We start from the raw sequence: 17,278 nt of genomic DNA, 5'->3' as shown, positions 1-17,278 counted from the left end.
ATGGACCCTCACTTCCACATCCCCTACGCCGTGCCCACCGCACTGCTGGCGACGGCGCTCCTCGTCAAGCTGCCGACGCTCGTCCGCGCCTGGCGCGACCCGGACGTACGGGCGACCGCGGTGCTGCTGGCCTCGGCCACCGCCGTCCTGGTCGTCATCACACCGGTCAACATCGAGCGACTCAACGAGCTGACGGGCGTGCCCAACATCGCCTCGCCCTGGGCCTATTCGTTCCTCACCGCGTTCTGCGCCACCGGCCTGACGATGATCATCCGCTGGCGGGAGGAACCGTCCGAGCGTCGCCGCCGCAGGATGCGCCGCATCTACTGGGCCTACGCCGGTGTGGTCGTCGCGCTCTGGGTGACGTTCCTGCTGGCGCACGCGCCCGAGCCGCGGATCTACGACCTGGACACCTACTACGCCTCGACCCCGTGGATGCGCGAGCACATCCTGCTCTACCTGACCGCGCACATGGTGTCGTCCCTGGTCGCCGCCTCGATGCTGTGGAAGTGGTTCCCGGAGCTCGAGAACCGCTGGCTGAAGGCGGGCGTCGTGCTCCTGCAACTCGGCTTCGCCTCCGGCCTCCTCTTCGACGCGGCGAAACTGACGGCGATCGGCGCCCGCTGGTCGGGCCACGACTGGGACGCCCTCAGCACCAAGGCCGCCCCGCCCTTCGCACTCATGGAGGCGGCCCTGGTGGCGCTCGGCTTCCTGGTGCCGCAGCTCGGACCGTTCCTGCACCGGTGGATCCGCGACCGGCGCGAGTACCGGCGGCTACGGCCGCTGTGGCGGGCGGTGCGCGTCCTCGGTGCGTCGGCCGCACCGGCCCGGCTCGGCTTCTGGGCACCGCTGGACCTGCGCCTGATGCAGCGCCGGCAGCACATCCACGACGGACTGCGCCTGCTCAACCCGTACTTGGACGAGAGCCTCTACCAGCAGGCCTACGAGGCCGCGCGGGCCGCCGGCGACGAAGCAAGGGCACGCGGAGCGGCCGGCGCGGTGGCGGTACGCGCCGCCCTGGCCGCCCGCGGCACGGGGGCCCCGGCCACGCCCGACCCCGGCTCCGCCCGGACCGCCGCCCGCATCACCGCCGACATCGAGTCCGTCTCCCGGGCACTGCGCCGCCCGCACACCGGCGGGGCCGGGCAGCGCCCCGAAGGGGCGCGGGGCGGTATCGATCGGCGGCTCCGCCGTGGGGAGCGACCAGCCCCAACGCACCCGCACCTGACAGACCGCGCAGCCGGCGCAGGACCCAGTACAGAAAGCACGAGCACCCATGCCTGACAGACCCACCGCCCACCGGGCCCACGCCGTCGTCGTCGGCGGCAGCGCCGGCGGACTGTTCGCCGCCGCCGCGCTGGCCGAGTTCGCCGACGTCACGATCGTCGAGCGCGACACGCTCCCCGAGGGGCCCGAGCCGCGCCGCGGCGTCCCCCAGGCCCGCCACGCACACCTCGTGTGGAGCGGCGGGGTGAATGCCTTCGACGAGCTGCTCCCCGGCCTCACCGCGGAGATCGTCGCGAACGGCGCCCGCCTGGTGCACATCATGGGCGACATGGTCTCCCGGGCCCCCAACGAGATCTGGTTCCGCCGTTTCACCTCCACCCACCACCGCAACCTGGTGTGCTCCCGCGACCTGCTCGACGCGGTGATACGCACCCGCGTCCTCGCCGACCCTCGCGTCACCCTCCGCCAGAACACCACGGCGCTGTCCCTGCTGGGCGACCGGGACCGCGTCACCGGCGTCCGGGTCCGCACCGGCGACGAGGAACTCGCCCTGCCCGCCGACCTGGTGGTCGACGCCTCCGGACGCGGCTCGCACGCCCCCCGCTGGCTGACCGCGCTCGGCCTGCCGCAGGTCACCGAGCGCGAGGTGAACGCCGGCGTCGCCTACGCCACCCGCCTCTACCGGGCCCCGGGCACGGCCGCGGACAGCGCCTTCCCCCTGGTCAACGTCCAGGCCAACGCCGCGAAGGCGCCGGGCCGTGGCGGCATCATCGTGCCCATCGAGGGCGACCGCTGGATCGTCACGCTCTCCGGCACCCGCGGCGGCGAACCGGGCCCCGACCCCGACACCTTCACGGACTTCGCGCTCGCCCTGGGCGACCCGGTCATCGGAGAACTGATCCAGGACGCGGAGCCGCTCGGCGACGTCGCCACCACCCGCAGCACCGCCAACCGCCGCCGCTACTACGAGAAGCTGCGGCCCTGGCCGGACGGCTTCACGGTCCTCGGCGACGCGATCGCCGGATACAACCCGGTCTACGGCCACGGGCTCACCGTCGCCGCCCAATGCGCCCTCGGCCTGCGCACCGTCCTGCGCTCCACCGCCCTCACCGCCCCCGGCACCGCCCGCCGCGTCCAGCGCGCCGCGGCCCGCCCGGTCGGCGCCGCCTGGGACCTGGCGGTGGGGCAGGACGCGTTCTACCCCGGCGCCACGGACACTCCCCCGACCGCCCTGGAGCGCGTCCTCGCCCGCTTCGTCGACCGCGCGGTCGCCACCGGGGCCCGCAACCCCCGCGCCCTCGGCGCCCTCCTGGACGTCATGAGCCTGGAGAAGCCCGCCACCCGGCTCTTCTCGCCCGACATGCTGATCCCCATGCTCTTCGGCCCGAGGAAGCCACACCTGCAAGGCCCGCCCCTGACCGAACCGGAACGCAAGACGGCCGCCCCGTACTGACCGGACCGGTCGGCTCCCGGCGCGCCAGGCGCACACTGGAGCCATGCGCCTACGCACACCCCCGGGCGCCGTCCGGTGGCGGCGCGCCGCACGAACGCTCGCCCGCCACCAGCGCCCGGCCCCCGCCCGCCCTTCACACCGTGCCCAGCTGCTCGCCCTGGTCGCCGTCCTGGACGAGGCGGTGGCCGCCCAGACGCCGGCCGACGCGGCGGTGGCCGCCTGCGGCGAACCGGGTCCCGTCTCCCGCCGGACGGCACGCATGTGCAGCCGCCAGAGCAGCACCCTGCACCGCCTGCGCACCCGCCTGCAGGACCTCGAACTCACCGACCCGGACCTGCAGCGGGCCCAGGCCCACGCGGCACGGCTCCTCGCCTACGACCTCTGGATGCTGCGCGAATCCCTCGACCTGGCCTTCACGCTCCGCCCCGGCCCCCGCACCGAGGCCGCCCGGCTGCGCCTCAACGGCCTGGGCCGGCACGCCGACGACCTGCGCCGCCTGCGCGACGGGCTGCGCGAGGAAACGGGCTGAGACCTGGCTATCCGAGGACGGACGAGGTGGCCGAGGGAGGATCGGTCGGCCTGGGCGAGGTCGCCTCGCCGGAGTCGGCCTGGATCACCAGTACGACCGCTATGACCGCCATGGTCACGGCCGTCAACGTGACCAGCCACCACATCCTGATCGGTTTCGCGTGCCCGCCCATGGCGCCCTCCTTGGGCGCGAGCGTACGCGCAACGGGCCCCGTCAGGCCCCCTCTTCACAGCACACCGACGAGCACGACACCGCACCAACGCCCCGGCACCACCATCAAGATACAAAGGATCTTGTATCTTGATACACTCCAATTGATATACACAGGGAGAGGAGGACATCATGAGTCGGACGGTCATCGATCTCGACGACGAGGCGCTGGAGGAAGCAGCCAAGGAACTCGGCACCACCACCAAGCGCGACACGATCAACACTGCCCTGCGGGAGGTCACCGCCCGCTATCGGCGCCTGCGTTCTCTCGAAGAAGCCCGCGACCTGGCGGCCGAGGGCGCCCTGGACATCGACATGTTGCTGGACAAGCGGACATACCGGCCCACGAGCGCCGACGCGGCACGCGGTGATCGCAGCGCCGGAGCGGACGCGTGACCGTCGCCGACTACCTCGTCGACACCTCCGCCCTCGCCCGCATCCTGCTCCGCCAGAACACCGCCGAATGGGACGACAGGATCGCCGCCGGCCTCGTCGCGATCTGCGATCTCACCGAACTGGAAGTCCTCTACTCGGCACGTTCCGCCACGGACCGCACCCGCTTGAAGGCGGCCCTCGACGCCCACTACACCTGGTGCCCCATGCCCGACGGCGTCTACCGCCGCTCCCGCATCGTCCAGGAACAACTGACCGCCAAGGGAGAGCACCGCAGCGCGGGCCCCATCGACCTCCTGGTGGCCGCAGCCGCGGAAGAAGCGGGACTCACCCTCCTCCACTACGACCGCGACTTCGAAACCATCGCCCGTACGACAGGGCAACCGGTCCGCACGATCGACCTCAGGCAGTAGAACTGGCGCGGTACGGACGGGCACCGAGCTTCTCACCGACCGGGTGGTGGTGCGGAAACCGCACCACCACCCGGAGACGGTGACCCGAACTGCTCCGTCAGCTCACTGAGAACTGGCTGAACTTCGCGGTGCCGGGTGCTCCGCCGTGAGCCGTGAAGAACACCCCGGCGTCCTCGGTGCTGTTGGCACCGGTCAGCGTCGCCGTGCCCACCGTGGTCCAGGTGGTCCCGTTGGCCGAGTAGGAGCCGGTGACCGAGTTGCCGCTCCTGACCAGGCGGAGCCAGACCGGGGCGATGGCTCCGCTGCCGGTCTTGGTGGTGAAGGAGTCGAGGTAGCCGTCACTGTCGGAGTCCGACGACAGCGTGACGCCATTGCCCGGTGTAGCGGCGAGGACGAGGTATCCGGTCGAGGAGCCGGTGCGGGTGATGTCGTTGCGCAGCATCAGGCCGGCCTTGCCCCAGGCATTGGTGTTGTCCTGGCTGTCGACATGGACGGTGACGGTCGACGACGTTCTCGCCACGCCGGACTGGTAGGCCGCGGAGTACTCGTCGTCGTGCTGCGAGCTCGTTTCCCATGTGTCGATGCCCGCGTTGGTCAGGGAGGTCACTCCCTGGCTCTGGCCCACCGCGGCCGGGATGGAGCCGTAGGCCTTGAAGGGGGACGTGACGATCCGCAGGTTGCTGAAGGCCGCGCTACCGACGGTGGTGCTGTGGGCGCTGTGGATGACACCGGCGTCCTGAGTGGCGGCCATGGACGGCAGGGTGACCGCCGAGCCGATCTGGGTGAAGCCGGCTCCATCGGTGGAGTAGAAGGCGGACACCTGGGTGGCCGTGCGGGTGAGCCGCACCCACACGGGCGCGTTGACCGACGAGGACGTACACGACAGCTGGTCCAGGTAGCCGTCCGCGGTGGAGTCCCACTGGAAGCACACGCCTTGGCTCGGGGTCGCCGCGACCACCGCGTATCCCGGGGAAGAGCCGTTGCCGGTGAGGCTGTTGCGCAGGACGACGCCCGCCTTGGCCCAGCCGTTGGTGTTGTCGATGCTGTCGACCCGCGCGGTCACCGAGGTGCCGGCCACAGCGGAGTTCGCCAGATAGGCGGTGCCGTAGGCGTCGTCGTGCTGTCCGCCGGCACCCCAGATGTCGGCTCCCGCATCGGTGACGGTGAAAGTGCCGCCGCTCTGGCCGGTCAGGGCGGGAGTGGAGGAATAGCTGCTGTAGGGGGCCGTGACGGGGTCCGTGGTCAGGGGCCGGTACTGGGGCTGGATGCCCGCGTTGTCCATGACCGTGCGGGCGCCGGAGGGCCAGTTGCCGTCGGAGACGACCACCGTGCCGCTCACGACATTGCCGCGGCTACCGTCGGATATGTCGGTCGAGGAGTTGCTCGTCCAGTTGCCCTGGACGGTCAGGGCGCCGGTGTTGTTGGTGGAGTTGGCGTTCTCGTGGGCCCACTCGCCCACGTTGCGGAAGACGTTGTTGGTGTCCGTGAAGTGCCGGGATCCCTCGTCGTGGTAGAAGCCGAAGTAGCCGTTGTCGGTGTGGCAGTAGTTGCGTTCGAAGGTGCTGCCGGGCGAATCCGACAGGGTGTACAGACAGCCGCCGTCGTTCATCTGCTGCATGATGTCGTGGATGTAGTTGTCGGTGATGTGGTTGTTCGCGGCGGTGGTGGCGGTCTGGTAAATGGGCTGGTAGTTGTACAGGCCGCGGTTCACGTAGTCCTGGCTGCCACCCGGGTCGTTGACGCCCCAGCCGTAACCGATGGTCAGTGCCGAGTAGGGCAGGTTGTAGACCTCGTTGTGCGAGATGGTCGCGCCGTTGACGTAGGTGGCCAGGATGGCCGACATGTCCCGGTAGTCGATCGCCACGTCGTGGATGAGGTTGTTGCTCAGGGTGATGTTCTTGTTGGTCATCCGGCTGTCACTGGGGTGATGCGCGTCCGCCTGGAGCCCGCCGACGGCTATGCCTCCGCCCGCGTCCTGGGTGAAGACATTGCCGGTGGCGGTGACGGTGTCGGCACCGAGGCCGACCCCGGTGGCGTGGGCGTTGGCGTCCTGGCCGATGCCGAGTGCCACCTGCCCGAGCTGGGTGAACCGGTCGCCGGTGAAGGTGATGTGGTCGGCGGCCGAGACCTGGACGGCGGCCGGCATCTGGTCCCAGTGGGGGCGGGTCGCCTCGAAGAGCGGGCAGCCGCTCTGGCAGGAGGTCAGCGCGTCGGAGGGACGGTTCCAGGTACCGGTGAGGTACGCGCCGGTCTGCTGGCTGGCGTAGCCGTGGGTGCTGGGATCCAGCCAGCTGGTGCCAGAGAACTGGAGCCCTGAGAACGTGATGTGGGTGGCGGGAGAGGCGTAGCTTCCCCCGACATCGATGAGCGAGTCGACCTTCGGCACCTCGACGTCCGCGGTGCTCATGCTCTGCCCCGGCAGCGGCTTGTAGTAGAGGGTGCCGGAGCTTGTGTCGAGGTACCACTCGCCGGCCGCGTCGAGGAACTCGTAGGCGTTCTCGATGTAGAGCGGTGCCGCCCGGAAGGGCTTGGTCAGGGTGTCGTAGCCGAAGGTGTTGTCGTCCCAGGCCGGCTGATCCATGGTGATGGTGCCGTTGCTGATGCCGGACACCGGGGAGTAGCGGTCGGTGAAGGATCCGATGCCGTGGATCTCGGTGCGGCTCGGGGCGGCCAGGCTGTTGAGGTAGTTCAGCGCGGTGTTGGTGAAGGTGTAGCCGGTGGTGGTCGCGGTCAGGTCGGCGCGGTTGATCGTGGAGCGGGCCCTGGTTGCCAGGACGCCGTCGACGTAGAGCTGCCGGGTGTCGAACCCGGTCCCGACGTTGGCCTTCCAGATGTTCTTCGCCGAGTCGTGCAGCGTCCAGCCCGTGGCCCGCTGCGCGCCGGTGATGACTGGGCGGGCACCCAGCGCGGCCTTCCAGATCACCGAGAAACCGCCGGTGCCGGAGTCCGCCGCGGTGAAGGTGAGGGGGGCCGTCAGCCGGTACGTGCCGTCGGCGACCTCCACGACGATGTCGCCCGTCATGGAGTTGTTCATGGCCCGGACGTTGGTCTTGGCCTGGGTGAGGGAGCACGGCTGGCTGGTGGAGCAGGCGGTACCGGTGCCGTTGGGGGACACATGGAGCGTCGCGGCAGTGGCGGCGGACGCGGGCACGGCCTGCGCGACGACAGCCCCGGCAGAGGCGGTGAGGAGCGCGAGTGCGGCCAGACATGGTCTGAGCCGGTCACGCAGTGCGGGGCGGCTGCGGGTTGGGCGCATCTGGGACCTTCCGAGGTGCGAGAGGGCACGCGCGGGGCGTCCTCCCACTCAGGGGGATACGGCCCTGCGGTGATTGCGGAGGTGATACGGCGACGTAACGTTAGTCGTCATACGTATGCTGTCAATATGTGCCGCAGCAATAGATCTGCACCACAAGAGAAACCCGCCCCCGGCCTGACGGCCGGGGGCGGGTTCCGGCGCATGCAAGTGGCGCGGGGTGCGGTCAACCGGTGATACCGGGGTGCGGAATGCGGCGGCGGCTCCAGGCCGCTTCGATGTGGGCCGTCATGGCCTGCGCCGCGCCCTGGGGGTCGCGGGCCAGGAGCTGCTCGACGATCCGGCGGTGCTCGGTGTTGGCCTGCCTGCACGAGGGGCCGTCGGGAGTGCCGGTGTACAGGAACGTACTGCGGGCCTGGGTATGGACGGTCCGGATGACGGAGCGACCCAGCCGGTTCCGGGACGCCTGCATGATCCGGTCATGGAAGAGCACATCGGTCTCGATGAACCGGGCAGGAGTGGCGATCTCCTCGTCGAGGCGACCGAGCAGCCGCTCCACCTCCCGGAGATCGTCATCGGTGGCGAGCTCGGCGGCCTGCGCGGCCATCTGCGCCTCAAGGACCGAACGCACGCCGACCAGCTGGTCCAGCACGACGAGTTCGTCGTCGTGCCGGACGGTGGCCGCCAGCACGACAGGATCCAGGAGATTCCACTCCTCGGACGGGGTGACCGTGGTGCCGGAACCCTGCCGGGCCCGGACCAGCCCCTTGGCCTCCAGCGACTTGACCGCCTCACGGATCGTGATCCGGCTGACGCCGAACGTCTCGCACAGTTCGGGTTCGACCGGCAAGGTGGAGCCCGACGGGATGGCACCCGAGACGATACTGTCGGTGAGGGACTCCACCACCGCATGCGCCAGCCGCGCCGGGCGCTTGGGCCAGGGCTTCAGGGCCGACTGATCCTCGACGCCGCTTCGACCGCTCTTCGCCATGGGGCCCCCTCACCGTTGTGGACGATCGCCGAGTCTACTGCTCCCGACTCCTTGACAGCATTCGTATGACGACTTACGTTACACGAAAATTTCGCAGCAGTAGCTGCCACTGCAAGGGGTAACGAACGTGCGCATTGCCGAGGTGGAGAGCTATCCGGTCCGGGTTCCGGGCGCCAGTCCGCCGTTCGTCTGGCGTGACGGATTGCTGGGCAGCCCGCCGGACGGCGAGGCCGCGGTGCTGCGTATCTGCACCGACGAAGGGGTCGAGGGCGTCGCGATGGCCCCCCGCCGGGGCAGCGCCGTCCTCCTGGCGGACCTGCTGGACCGCTTCCTGCGCAAGGAGCTCGTGGGCCAGGACCCGCTCCAGCGGGAATGGCTGTGGCACCGCATGTGGGAGCTGGACCGCACCGAGGAGCTGCCCCTCTACCTGCTCGGCCTCGTCGACACCGCCCTGTGGGACCTGGCCGGCAGGCTCGCCGACCGGCCCACCTGGCAGATGCTGGGCGGTTTCCGCACCTCGATCCCCGCCTACGCCTCCACCGTCACCTACTCCTCCGTGGAGGAATACCTGGACATCGCCGACCAGGCCCTGGAGCTCGGATACCCCGCCATCAAGCTCCACGCCTGGGGCGACGCACGCCGCGACGCCCGGCTGTCGGTGGCTCTGCGGGAACACGTGGGGGACGCGATCCCCCTGATGTTCGACGGGTCGGCCGGATTCGACCTCCCCGACGCGATCCACCTCGGGCGCGCCCTGTCCGACGCGGATTACCTCTGGTACGAGGAGCCGATCCGGGAGTTCAGCATCACCGCGTACAAGCGCCTCGCCGACGCGGTGGCGGTCCCCCTACTGGTGGCCGAGACCTCCGACGGGGCCCATATGAACTCGGCCGACTTCATCCAGGCCGGCGCCGCCACCTTCGGCGTCCGCGCCTCCACCCAACTGCGCGGCGGCTTCACCGGCGCCATGCGCACCGCCCACCTCGCCGACGCCTTCCGGCTGCGCGCCGAGGTGCACGGGCCGGAGATCCCCAACCGACACCTGTGCATGGCCATCTCGAACACCACCTACTACGAGTCCCTGGTCATGGGCAATCCGATCAGCCGCGAGAGCGGCATCGACGCCCAGGGACTCGTCCATGCCCCCACCGGGCCGGGCGTGGCGCTGCCCGCCGGCCTGGACTACCCTCCCATCCTCCAGCAGTTTGTCGACAAGGAGACTTTGACGCCACCGAAGGCCTGATCCGCCCCGTCCGTCCCCCTCTCACGATCGCCCCTTACCCGACCCTCCACACCTCCCCTCTCCGGTGCTTGCGCCGACATCCCGGCGCTCGTCGCACGCGGCGGTCGTCACCATCTGCTCCATCGCGGGGACCCGGAGGCGGAACGCGCCGCCCTCGCCGTCGACGGGGACATGCAAGGGCTGCGACTGCGTCCGGCGGCCGGCTCATGAGAGCGACCACGCTGGGCGCCAGGGGCGTCAGACGGTCGCGGAGAAGAGCGCCGGCGGCCACCCGCAGGACTGACCGCCAGGACCACTACGACGCCCGCACCTTCCTGGGGAGGGTGCAGGCGTCGTGTCTTGTGCCAGGGGCGGAGCGATCAGATCACGATGCGCGGGGAGCCGCGCGACTTCCCGTTCTGACGAGCCGCGGCGGCAGCATGACTCCACAGCGGAGCCTTGGAACCGTTCGGCGTCGCCGCGCCGGTCACCGTCGAGGCAGAGTCCGGACAAGTCGTTGGTGACCCTGATGTGGTCCGCGGAGGTGTGGGAGCCCGAGTTGCCGGGCCGCAGCAGGCCCACGACCGGCTCGCCGGACCCGCCGCGGCCGTGGTCGACGAATCCCGTCAGCGGGTGGTGGCCGAACGTCTTCTTCCCGGTCACGGTGGCTTCCTGCTTCTCGGGGTGCGCCAGGACGAGGACCCCGTCGATGTCCACCACGTGCCCGCCCGCGTCCGGCGCCGCTTCACCGGCCAACCGCCGTACACGTTCGCGTACTTCGGCACGGGCGGTACGCAGCGCGGCCAGGACCCGCTGTCCGCCCGCCGCCGGCTTGCCGGCCTTGCGGTCGACTTGGGCCATTGGAGCGCAGACCCGCCCCGATGCCGGTCTCCTCGGCACGGTCACACCGGCCGGCCGCGGCCAGGACGACGCCGCCGACGCGGCCGTCAGGTGGATACGCGATCACTGTGCCCCGAACAACCTGGAGCTGGTCCGCGTCGAGAATTTCAACGACCGCTCCTCCGAGGAGCAGCGGCTGGACTCCTCGCTGACGCGCTTTCACGGTCAGCCGCCCGCAGGGCCCCGGCTTGGACACCCGGGTGCTCCCGACGGGTCTGCCGTCGACACCGCGACGGGCCTCGCGCCGGTCCTCCAACAGGCGTACGACGGCGGCATGAGGGCCCTCCGTCCCCTGATCCGACCCTGTGTCCCCTGCCTGTCCCCCGGATCTTGGTCTGCACGCATGAACGGGGGCAACCACCTTGGAGTGGCGCCCCCTGCTCGTACGTGTGTGCAGGTAGAAACGGTTCTGCTCGCGTAGCGAGTGGTGGGGCGGGTGGGACTCGAACCCACGGCCGACGGATTATGAGTCCGCTGCTCTAACCGGCTGAGCTACCGCCCCATAGCGGCGTGTCGCGCACATTTGTGCGCGCCGTCTGCCGCAGCATAGCCGCTCATACGATCTCCTGCTTCGGATGGTCGACTTCGCACGCCCATGGAGACTGCCCCGCCGCCTGCGCGGTTCCCGCCCACATGAAAAAGGACCCCAAGGGGGTCCTCTTCTTGTGCTCCCCCGACTGGACTCGAACCAGTAACCTGCCGGTTAACAGCCGGCTGCTCTGCCAATTGAGCTACGGAGGACCGAGCTCCCCCGACTGGACTCGAACCAGTAACCTGCCGGTTAACAGCCGGCTGCTCTGCCAATTGAGCTACGGAGGAATGCCTCGTTGCATCGAACGTGCCTGCCTGGGTATTCGCCAGAGGGCGGGCGCTCGCTGCGACACATACATTAGCGCAAGCAGGGGGGTGCTCCGCCAATCGGTACTCCCCAAGGACCGGAAGGGTGGCTCCGCCATGCGCTACAAGCTCACGTTCGTCGTCGGACTGGCTCTGGGTTACGTCCTCGGCACACGTGCCGGTCGCGAGCGCTACGAGCAGCTGAAGAAGTCCGCGCGCCAGGTCGCGGAGAACCCGGCCGTCCGCAACACCGCGGAGTCGGCCGCCCAGCAGGGCCGCGAGTTCGCCGGCAAGGCGTACCACGCGGTGAGCGACAAGGTCGGCGACCATGTGCCCGACTCGGTGGCCCAGCGGGTCCGCTCCCTCCGGGCGCGCAACACCAACGGCGCAGCCGAGGACGACTGGGGCACCAGCGACACGTAGCAGCTCACCTGCCACGACGCGCCCGTACCCGGTGAAGCGCACACACCCCTGCGGCGCAGGGCCCATAGAATTTTCGCCATGGGGATAGTCGCCGGGTTGGACAGTGCACCCGATTTCACTCGCATCGTCGTCTGCGACACGGACACGGGCACCGTGCTCAGGCAGGGGTATGCCCCGCATCCGGTGGACGGCGACCGGCCCGCCGACGTCGACCCGCAGGCCTGGCTGCTGTCCCTGGGTGAGGCGGCCGGCGGCGGGCTCCTCGAGGGCGTGCAGGCCATCGGCGTGTCGGCGCAGCAGAACGCGGTCGTGCCGCTGGACGCGCAGGGCGGCACGGTCCGCCCCGCGATGGTCGGCGGCGACAAGCGCGCGCAGGTCGCGGCGGCCGATCTGATCGACGCCCTCGGCGGCCGTGAGGCCTGGGCGCAGGCGGTGGGCTGTGTGCCGCAGGCCGCGCAGCCGGTGACCAAGCTGCGCTGGCTCGCGAAGAACGAACCCGATGCCGCCCTGCGCACCGCGATCCTGATGCAGGCTCACGACTGGCTGGTGTGGCAGTTGCTGGGGCGGCCGGTGAGACGGACCACCGACCGGGGCGGCGCCTCCGGCACCGGGTACTGGTCGGCGGCCACCGGCAACTACCGTGCCGATCTCGTCGAGCTGGCGCTCGGCCACCAGGCGATGCTGCCGGAGGTGATCGGCCCTGCGGACGCCGCCGGTACGACCCCCGAGGGGCTGCTGATCTCCGCCGGGACCGGCGAGACCATGTCCGCCGCCTTCGGCCTTGGCATCGGGCTCGGTGACGCGGTGGTCTCGCTCGGCGCCTCCGGGTCCGTGATGGCCGTACACCCCGAGGCCCTGGTCGACAGCACCGGGATGATCACCTCCCTCGCCGACGCCACCGGTATGCATCTGCCGGTCGTCACCACGCTGAACGCCGTACGGACCCTGCGCGGGACCGCCGAGCTGCTCGGGCTGCCCGATCTGGACAGCCTGTCCGAGCTGGCGATGAAGTCGACTCCGGGCGCCCACGGGCTCGTACTCCTGCCGTATCTGGAGGGTGAGCGGACGCCGAATCTGCCGCACACGGCGGGGTCGATCGCCGGGCTGCGGCGGGAGTCGATGAAGGGCGAGCATCTGGCGCGGGCGGCGTTCGAGGGCATGCTGTGCGGGCTCGCGGACGCGCTGGACGTGCTGCGCGGCCGGGGCGTCGAGGTGCGGCGGATCTTCCTGCTGGGGGCGGCCGCCGAGCTGCCCGCCGTGCAGGCGGCGGCGCCCATGCTCTTCGGGGCGCAGGTCGTCGTGCCGCAGCCCGCGGACTACGCGGCGATCGGTGCCGCCCGGCAGGCCGCCTGGGCGCTCGGGGTCTCGCAGGGCACCCTCGATCCGCGCAACCCGCCCGTGTGGCAGGGCGCGAGCGGACAGGTGCTTGAGCCCGGCGACGAGCTGGCGGTGGGCCAGGCGGTCAGGCAGCAGTTCGTTTCCGTCCGGGAGCAGACGCACCCCGGCGCATTCCGCCCATAAGGCGGTAAGGAGCACTGCTGTCGGCTTAATCGGTTGAGGTAACACGGGTGGAGTGTCCGACGATAGGAGCCTGGGGCATCAAGCCCGCCCCGCCGCCGACTCCGAGAGACGTAGCGTGCTCATACGACTTCTGCGGACCTATCTCAGGCCCTACAAGAAACCCATAGCCCTGCTGGTGCTGCTGCAGTTCCTGCAGACCTGCGCCACCCTCTACCTGCCCACGCTGAACGCGCACATCATCGACAACGGTGTCGTGAAGGGTGACACCGGCTACATCCTCTCCTTCGGCGCCCTGATGATCGGCATCTCGCTGGCACAGGTCGTGTGCAACATCGGTGCCGTGTACTACGGCGCCAAGACCGCCTCGGCGGTCGGCCGGGACGTCCGGGCGGCGGTGTTCGACCGGGTGCAGTCCTTCTCGGCGCGGGAGGTCGGGCAGTTCGGGGCGCCCTCGCTGATCACCCGTACGACCAACGACGTCCAGCAGGTCCAGATGCTGGCCCTGATGACGTTCACGCTGATGGTGTCGGCGCCGATCATGTGCGTGGGCGGCATCGTGCTGGCGCTCGGCCTGGACGTGCCGCTGTCCGGGGTGCTGGTCGCGGTGGTGCCGACGCTGGGCATCTGCGTGACGCTGATCGTTCGGCGGCTGCGGCCGCTGTTCCGGGCCATGCAGGTGCGGCTCGACACGGTGAACCGGGTGCTGCGGGAGCAGATCACCGGCAACCGGGTGATCCGGGCGTTCGTACGGGACGACTACGAGAAGGATCGTTTCCGTAAGGCGAACGCCGACCTCACCGAGATGCAGCTGGCCACCGGCAACATGCTCGCGCTGATGTTCCCGATCGTGATGACAGTGGTGAACCTGTCCTCGATCGCGGTGGTGTGGTTCGGCGCGCATCGCATCGACAGCGGCGGAATGGCGATCGGTGACCTGACCGCCTTCCTCGCCTATCTGATGCAGATCGTGATGTCCGTGATGATGGCCACCTTCATGTTCATGATGGTGCCGCGCGCGGAGGTGTGCGCCGAGCGGATCGAGGAGGTCCTCGGGACCTCGTCGAGCGTGGTGCCGCCGGTCGCGCCGGTCACGGAGCTGCGCCGGCACGGGCATCTGGAGATCCGGGGCGCCGGGTTCCGCTATCCGGGCGCCGAGGAGCCCGTGCTCAAGGGCATCGACATGGTGGCGCGGCCCGGTGAGGTGACCGCCGTCATCGGCTCGACCGGCAGCGGCAAGTCCACGCTGCTCGGGCTGGTCCCGCGGCTGTTCGACGCGACCGACGGCGAGGTGCTCGTCGACGGCACGGACGTCGCGACGCTCGACCCGAAGCTGCTCGCCAGGACCGTCGGCCTGGTGCCGCAGAAGCCGTACCTGTTCGCGGGGACGGTGGCGACCAATCTGCGCTACGGCAATCCGGACGCCACCGACGAGGAGCTGTGGCACGCGCTGGAGGTGGCGCAGGCCAAGGACTTCGTGGAGGGGCTGGAGAACGGCCTCGACTCCCCCATCGCGCAGGGCGGAACGAACGTCTCCGGTGGTCAGCGGCAGCGGCTCGCGATCGCGCGGACGCTGGTGCAGCGCCCGGAGATCTACCTCTTCGACGACTCCTTCTCCGCCCTCGACTACGCGACCGACGCGGCGCTGCGGGCGGCGCTCGCGCAGGAGACCGCGGAGGCGACCGTCGTGATCGTCGCCCAGCGGGTGGCGACCATCCGGGACGCGGACCGGATCGTCGTACTCGACGAAGGACGTGTCGTCGGGACCGGCCGCCATCACGAGCTGATGGCGGACAACGAGACCTATCGGGAGATCGTGCTCTCCCAGCTGACGGAAGCGGAGGCTGCCTGATGGCCGGGCCGATGGCACGGATGATGGGCCAGGGCGGCGGTCCCGACAGCCGTTCGATGGACTTCAAGGTGTCGGGCAAACGCCTGATCGCCCAGTTCAAGCCGGAGCGGCTGACCATCTACGTACTGCTGCTCTGCGTGGTGGTGAGCGTCGGTCTGAACGTGGTCGGGCCGAAGATCCTCGGCAAGGCCACCGACCTGGTCTTCGCCGGCATCATCGGGCGGCAGATGCCGGCCGGGGCCACGAAGGACGAGGTCCTCGCGTCCATGCGGCAGCGGGGGCAGGGCCAGGTCGCCGACATGCTCCGCAGCACCGACTTCACCCCGGGCAAGGGCATCGACTTCGGCGCGGTGGGCGACGTACTGCTGCTCGCGCTGGGCACGTTCCTCGTCGCCGGTCTGCTGATGGCGGTGGCGACACGGCTGGTGAACCGGGCCGTGAACCGGACCATGTTCCGGCTGCGCGAGGACGTGCAGGCGAAGCTGTCCCGGCTGCCGCTGTCGTACTTCGACAAGCGGCAGCGCGGTGAGGTGCTGTCCCGGGCGACCAACGACATCGACAACATCGGGCAGACACTGCAGCAGTCGATGGGCCAGCTCATCAACTCGCTGCTGACGATCATCGGTGTGCTGGCGATGATGTTCTGGGTGTCCTGGCTGCTGGCGCTGGTGGCGCTGGTCACCGTGCCGCTGTCGTTCGTGGTCGCCACGCGGGTCGGCAAGCGGTCGCAACCGCACTTCGTGCAGCAGTGGCGCACGACGGGCAAGCTCAACGCCCATATCGAGGAGATGTACACCGGCCACACGCTGGTCAAGGTGTTCGGGCGGCAGGAGGAGTCCGCGAAGCAGTTCGCCGAGCAGAACGACGAGCTGTACGAGGCCGGGTTCAAGGCACAGTTCAACAGCGGGGTCATGCAGCCGCTGATGATGTTCGTGTCGAACCTCAACTATGTGCTGGTGGCGGTGGTCGGCGGTCTTCGGGTCGCGTCCGGCGCGCTGTCCATCGGTGATGTGCAGGCCTTCATCCAGTACTCACGCCAGTTCTCGATGCCGCTGACGCAGGTCGCGTCGATGGCGAACCTGGTGCAGTCGGGTGTCGCCTCGGCCGAGCGGATCTTCGAACTCCTGGACGCGGAGGAGCAGGAGGCGGATCCGGTGCGCGGCGAGCGTCCCGAGGAGCTGCGCGGGCGGGTGGAGCTGGAGAACATCTCCTTCCGCTACGACCCCGAGAAGCCGCTGATCGAGGGCCTGTCCCTGAAGGCGGAACCCGGGCACACGGTCGCGATCGTCGGCCCGACGGGGGCGGGCAAGACCACGCTGGTCAATCTGCTCATGCGGTTCTACGAGGTCTCCGGCGGGCGGATCACCCTCGACGGCGTCGACATCGCCACGATGTCCCGGGACGAACTGCGGGCCGGGATCGGCATGGTGCTGCAGGACACCTGGCTGTTCGGCGGCACGATCGCGGAGAACATCGCGTACGGCGCCTCGCGGGACGTCACGCGCGGCGAGATCGAGGAGGCGGCGCGGGCGGCCCACGCGGACCGGTTCATCCGGACGCTTCCCGACGGGTACGACACCGTGATCGACGACGAGGGCACGGGGGTCAGCGCCGGCGAGAAGCAGCTCATCACCATCGCGCGGGCGTTCCTGTCCGACCCGACGATCCTGGTGCTGGACGAGGCGACCTCCTCGGTGGACACCCGGACCGAGGTGCTGATCCAGAAGGCGATGGCGAAGCTGGCGCACGGGCGTACGTCGTTCGTGATCGCGCATCGGCTGTCGACGATCCGGGACGCGGACACGATTCTGGTGATGGAGAACGGGGCGATCGTGGAGCAGGGGGCGCATGCCGATCTGCTCGCTGCGGACGGTGCGTATGCGCGGTTGTACAAGGCGCAGTTCGCGCAGGCGGTGGCCGAGGTGGACTGAGCGGGTTGCCCGGCGTCGGGGCTGGGGACGGGTGGGTGCGCTTGCCCGCGCTCGCGGGGTGCCGCTCTCTTTGGGACGGGCGGCGCCCCTGGCGGCACGACTGCCCGCAGCTACGGCGGCCTTTAG

At 70.0% G+C, this 17,278-nt stretch carries 13 protein-coding genes, 3 tRNA genes and 1 pseudogene; 10 read left to right on the top strand and 7 right to left on the bottom strand.

Annotated elements, in window-relative coordinates; translation table 11 throughout:
* Genes ACWC1K_RS31150 through ACWC1K_RS31140 form a run of 3 tightly spaced genes read left to right on the top strand, consistent with a single transcriptional unit; the run spans window position 1 to window position 3,209 of the window.
* Window positions 1-1,284, top strand: coding sequence for an MAB_1171c family putative transporter (locus ACWC1K_RS31150; RefSeq protein ID WP_450836348.1), 1,284 nt, complete (start codon window positions 1-3; stop codon window positions 1,282-1,284).
* On the top strand, window positions 1,277-2,680 hold the full coding sequence (locus ACWC1K_RS31145) for an NAD(P)/FAD-dependent oxidoreductase (RefSeq protein ID WP_450836288.1): 1,404 nt from the start codon (window positions 1,277-1,279) through the stop codon (window positions 2,678-2,680). The genes ACWC1K_RS31150 and ACWC1K_RS31145 overlap by 8 nt, the downstream gene beginning before the upstream one ends.
* Before the next feature lie 43 nt (window positions 2,681-2,723).
* Window positions 2,724-3,209 carry a hypothetical protein gene (locus tag ACWC1K_RS31140; RefSeq protein WP_450836287.1) on the top strand — a complete coding sequence of 162 codons (486 nt, stop codon included), beginning with the start codon at window positions 2,724-2,726 and terminating at the stop codon, window positions 3,207-3,209.
* Between the two features lie 7 nt (window positions 3,210-3,216).
* On the opposite strand, the gene ACWC1K_RS31135 is transcribed toward ACWC1K_RS31140, so the two are convergent.
* Complete coding sequence (locus ACWC1K_RS31135; RefSeq protein ID WP_351470497.1) at window positions 3,217-3,381, bottom strand: hypothetical protein; 165 nt, start codon at window positions 3,379-3,381, stop codon at window positions 3,217-3,219.
* A gap of 170 nt (window positions 3,382-3,551) precedes the next feature.
* Here ACWC1K_RS31135 and ACWC1K_RS31130 point away from each other — a divergent pair, with 170 nt between their 5' ends.
* Both ACWC1K_RS31130 and ACWC1K_RS31125 read left to right on the top strand, forming a co-directional pair.
* Complete coding sequence (locus tag ACWC1K_RS31130) at window positions 3,552-3,815, top strand: type II toxin-antitoxin system VapB family antitoxin (RefSeq protein ID WP_450836286.1); 264 nt, start codon at window positions 3,552-3,554, stop codon at window positions 3,813-3,815.
* Window positions 3,812-4,225 carry a PIN domain-containing protein gene (locus tag ACWC1K_RS31125; protein WP_450836285.1) on the top strand — a complete coding sequence of 138 codons (414 nt, stop codon included), beginning with the start codon at window positions 3,812-3,814 and terminating at the stop codon, window positions 4,223-4,225. Before ACWC1K_RS31130 ends, ACWC1K_RS31125 begins: the two co-directional genes overlap by 4 nt.
* A 97-nt stretch (window positions 4,226-4,322) precedes the next feature.
* Here the strand turns inward: ACWC1K_RS31125 and ACWC1K_RS31120 are convergent, their stop codons facing one another.
* Both ACWC1K_RS31120 and ACWC1K_RS31115 read right to left on the bottom strand, forming a co-directional pair.
* On the bottom strand, window positions 4,323-7,481 hold the full coding sequence (locus tag ACWC1K_RS31120; RefSeq protein ID WP_450836284.1) for a DUF1349 domain-containing protein: 3,159 nt from the start codon (window positions 7,479-7,481) through the stop codon (window positions 4,323-4,325).
* Window positions 7,482-7,704: 223 nt separating this feature from the next.
* A complete protein-coding gene (locus ACWC1K_RS31115) occupies window positions 7,705-8,469 on the bottom strand; it encodes a FadR/GntR family transcriptional regulator (RefSeq protein ID WP_450836283.1) in 765 nt (254 codons plus the stop codon).
* Between the two features lie 127 nt (window positions 8,470-8,596).
* Here ACWC1K_RS31115 and ACWC1K_RS31110 point away from each other — a divergent pair, with 127 nt between their 5' ends.
* The gene (locus ACWC1K_RS31110; protein ID WP_450836282.1) at window positions 8,597-9,712 is read left to right on the top strand and encodes an enolase C-terminal domain-like protein; all 1,116 of its coding nucleotides are present in this window, start codon (window positions 8,597-8,599) and stop codon (window positions 9,710-9,712) included.
* Window positions 9,713-10,219: 507 nt separating this feature from the next.
* Here the strand turns inward: ACWC1K_RS31110 and ACWC1K_RS31105 are convergent.
* From ACWC1K_RS31105 to ACWC1K_RS31090, 4 genes and pseudogenes are all read right to left on the bottom strand, one after another.
* A pseudogene (locus ACWC1K_RS31105) lies at window positions 10,220-10,498 on the bottom strand (IS1380 family transposase); the annotation flags it as partial.
* 518 nt (window positions 10,499-11,016) lie between these two features.
* Window positions 11,017-11,093, bottom strand: a tRNA-Ile gene (locus ACWC1K_RS31100).
* A gap of 166 nt (window positions 11,094-11,259) precedes the next feature.
* A tRNA-Asn gene (locus ACWC1K_RS31095) sits at window positions 11,260-11,332 on the bottom strand.
* A gap of 5 nt (window positions 11,333-11,337) precedes the next feature.
* Window positions 11,338-11,410: transfer RNA gene (locus tag ACWC1K_RS31090), tRNA-Asn, on the bottom strand.
* 135 nt (window positions 11,411-11,545) lie between these two features.
* Between ACWC1K_RS31090 and ACWC1K_RS31085 the strand changes: the two genes are divergently transcribed.
* From ACWC1K_RS31085 to ACWC1K_RS31070, 4 genes are all read left to right on the top strand, one after another.
* Window positions 11,546-11,851: a YtxH domain-containing protein gene (locus tag ACWC1K_RS31085; protein WP_351470508.1), complete on the top strand. Its 306-nt coding sequence runs from the start codon at window positions 11,546-11,548 to the stop codon at window positions 11,849-11,851.
* Between the two features lie 78 nt (window positions 11,852-11,929).
* Entirely contained in the window at window positions 11,930-13,372 is a 1,443-nt protein-coding gene (locus ACWC1K_RS31080; protein WP_450836281.1) for an FGGY family carbohydrate kinase, read from the top strand.
* 115 nt (window positions 13,373-13,487) lie between these two features.
* Entirely contained in the window at window positions 13,488-15,221 is a 1,734-nt protein-coding gene (locus ACWC1K_RS31075; RefSeq protein WP_450836280.1) for an ABC transporter ATP-binding protein, read from the top strand.
* Entirely contained in the window at window positions 15,221-17,152 is a 1,932-nt protein-coding gene (locus tag ACWC1K_RS31070) for an ABC transporter ATP-binding protein (RefSeq protein ID WP_450836279.1), read from the top strand. The genes ACWC1K_RS31075 and ACWC1K_RS31070 overlap by 1 nt, the downstream gene beginning before the upstream one ends.
* The last annotated feature ends 126 nt before the right edge of the window (window positions 17,153-17,278 follow it).

It is taken from the genome of Streptomyces sp. NPDC001492 (assembly GCF_053597275.1).
The sequence above is the reverse complement of the archived record's forward strand: the minus strand, read 5'-3'. Positions and strand labels throughout refer to the sequence as shown.

Bases quoted from the DNA above. Each gene is read 5' to 3' on its own strand.
- ACWC1K_RS31150 (WP_450836348.1), top strand. From the start codon at position 1: ATGGACCCTCACTTCCACATCCCCTACGCCGTGCCCACCGCACTGCTG.
- ACWC1K_RS31145 (WP_450836288.1), top strand. From the start codon at position 1,277: ATGCCTGACAGACCCACCGCCCACCGGGCCCACGCCGTCGTCGTCGGC.
- ACWC1K_RS31140 (WP_450836287.1), top strand. From the start codon at position 2,724: ATGCGCCTACGCACACCCCCGGGCGCCGTCCGGTGGCGGCGCGCCGCA.
- ACWC1K_RS31135 (WP_351470497.1), bottom strand. From the start codon at position 3,381: ATGGGCGGGCACGCGAAACCGATCAGGATGTGGTGGCTGGTCACGTTG.
- ACWC1K_RS31130 (WP_450836286.1), top strand. From the start codon at position 3,552: ATGAGTCGGACGGTCATCGATCTCGACGACGAGGCGCTGGAGGAAGCA.
- ACWC1K_RS31120 (WP_450836284.1), bottom strand. From the start codon at position 7,481: ATGCGCCCAACCCGCAGCCGCCCCGCACTGCGTGACCGGCTCAGACCA.
- ACWC1K_RS31115 (WP_450836283.1), bottom strand. From the start codon at position 8,469: ATGGCGAAGAGCGGTCGAAGCGGCGTCGAGGATCAGTCGGCCCTGAAG.
- ACWC1K_RS31085 (WP_351470508.1), top strand. From the start codon at position 11,546: ATGCGCTACAAGCTCACGTTCGTCGTCGGACTGGCTCTGGGTTACGTC.
- ACWC1K_RS31080 (WP_450836281.1), top strand. From the start codon at position 11,930: ATGGGGATAGTCGCCGGGTTGGACAGTGCACCCGATTTCACTCGCATC.
- ACWC1K_RS31070 (WP_450836279.1), top strand. From the start codon at position 15,221: ATGGCCGGGCCGATGGCACGGATGATGGGCCAGGGCGGCGGTCCCGAC.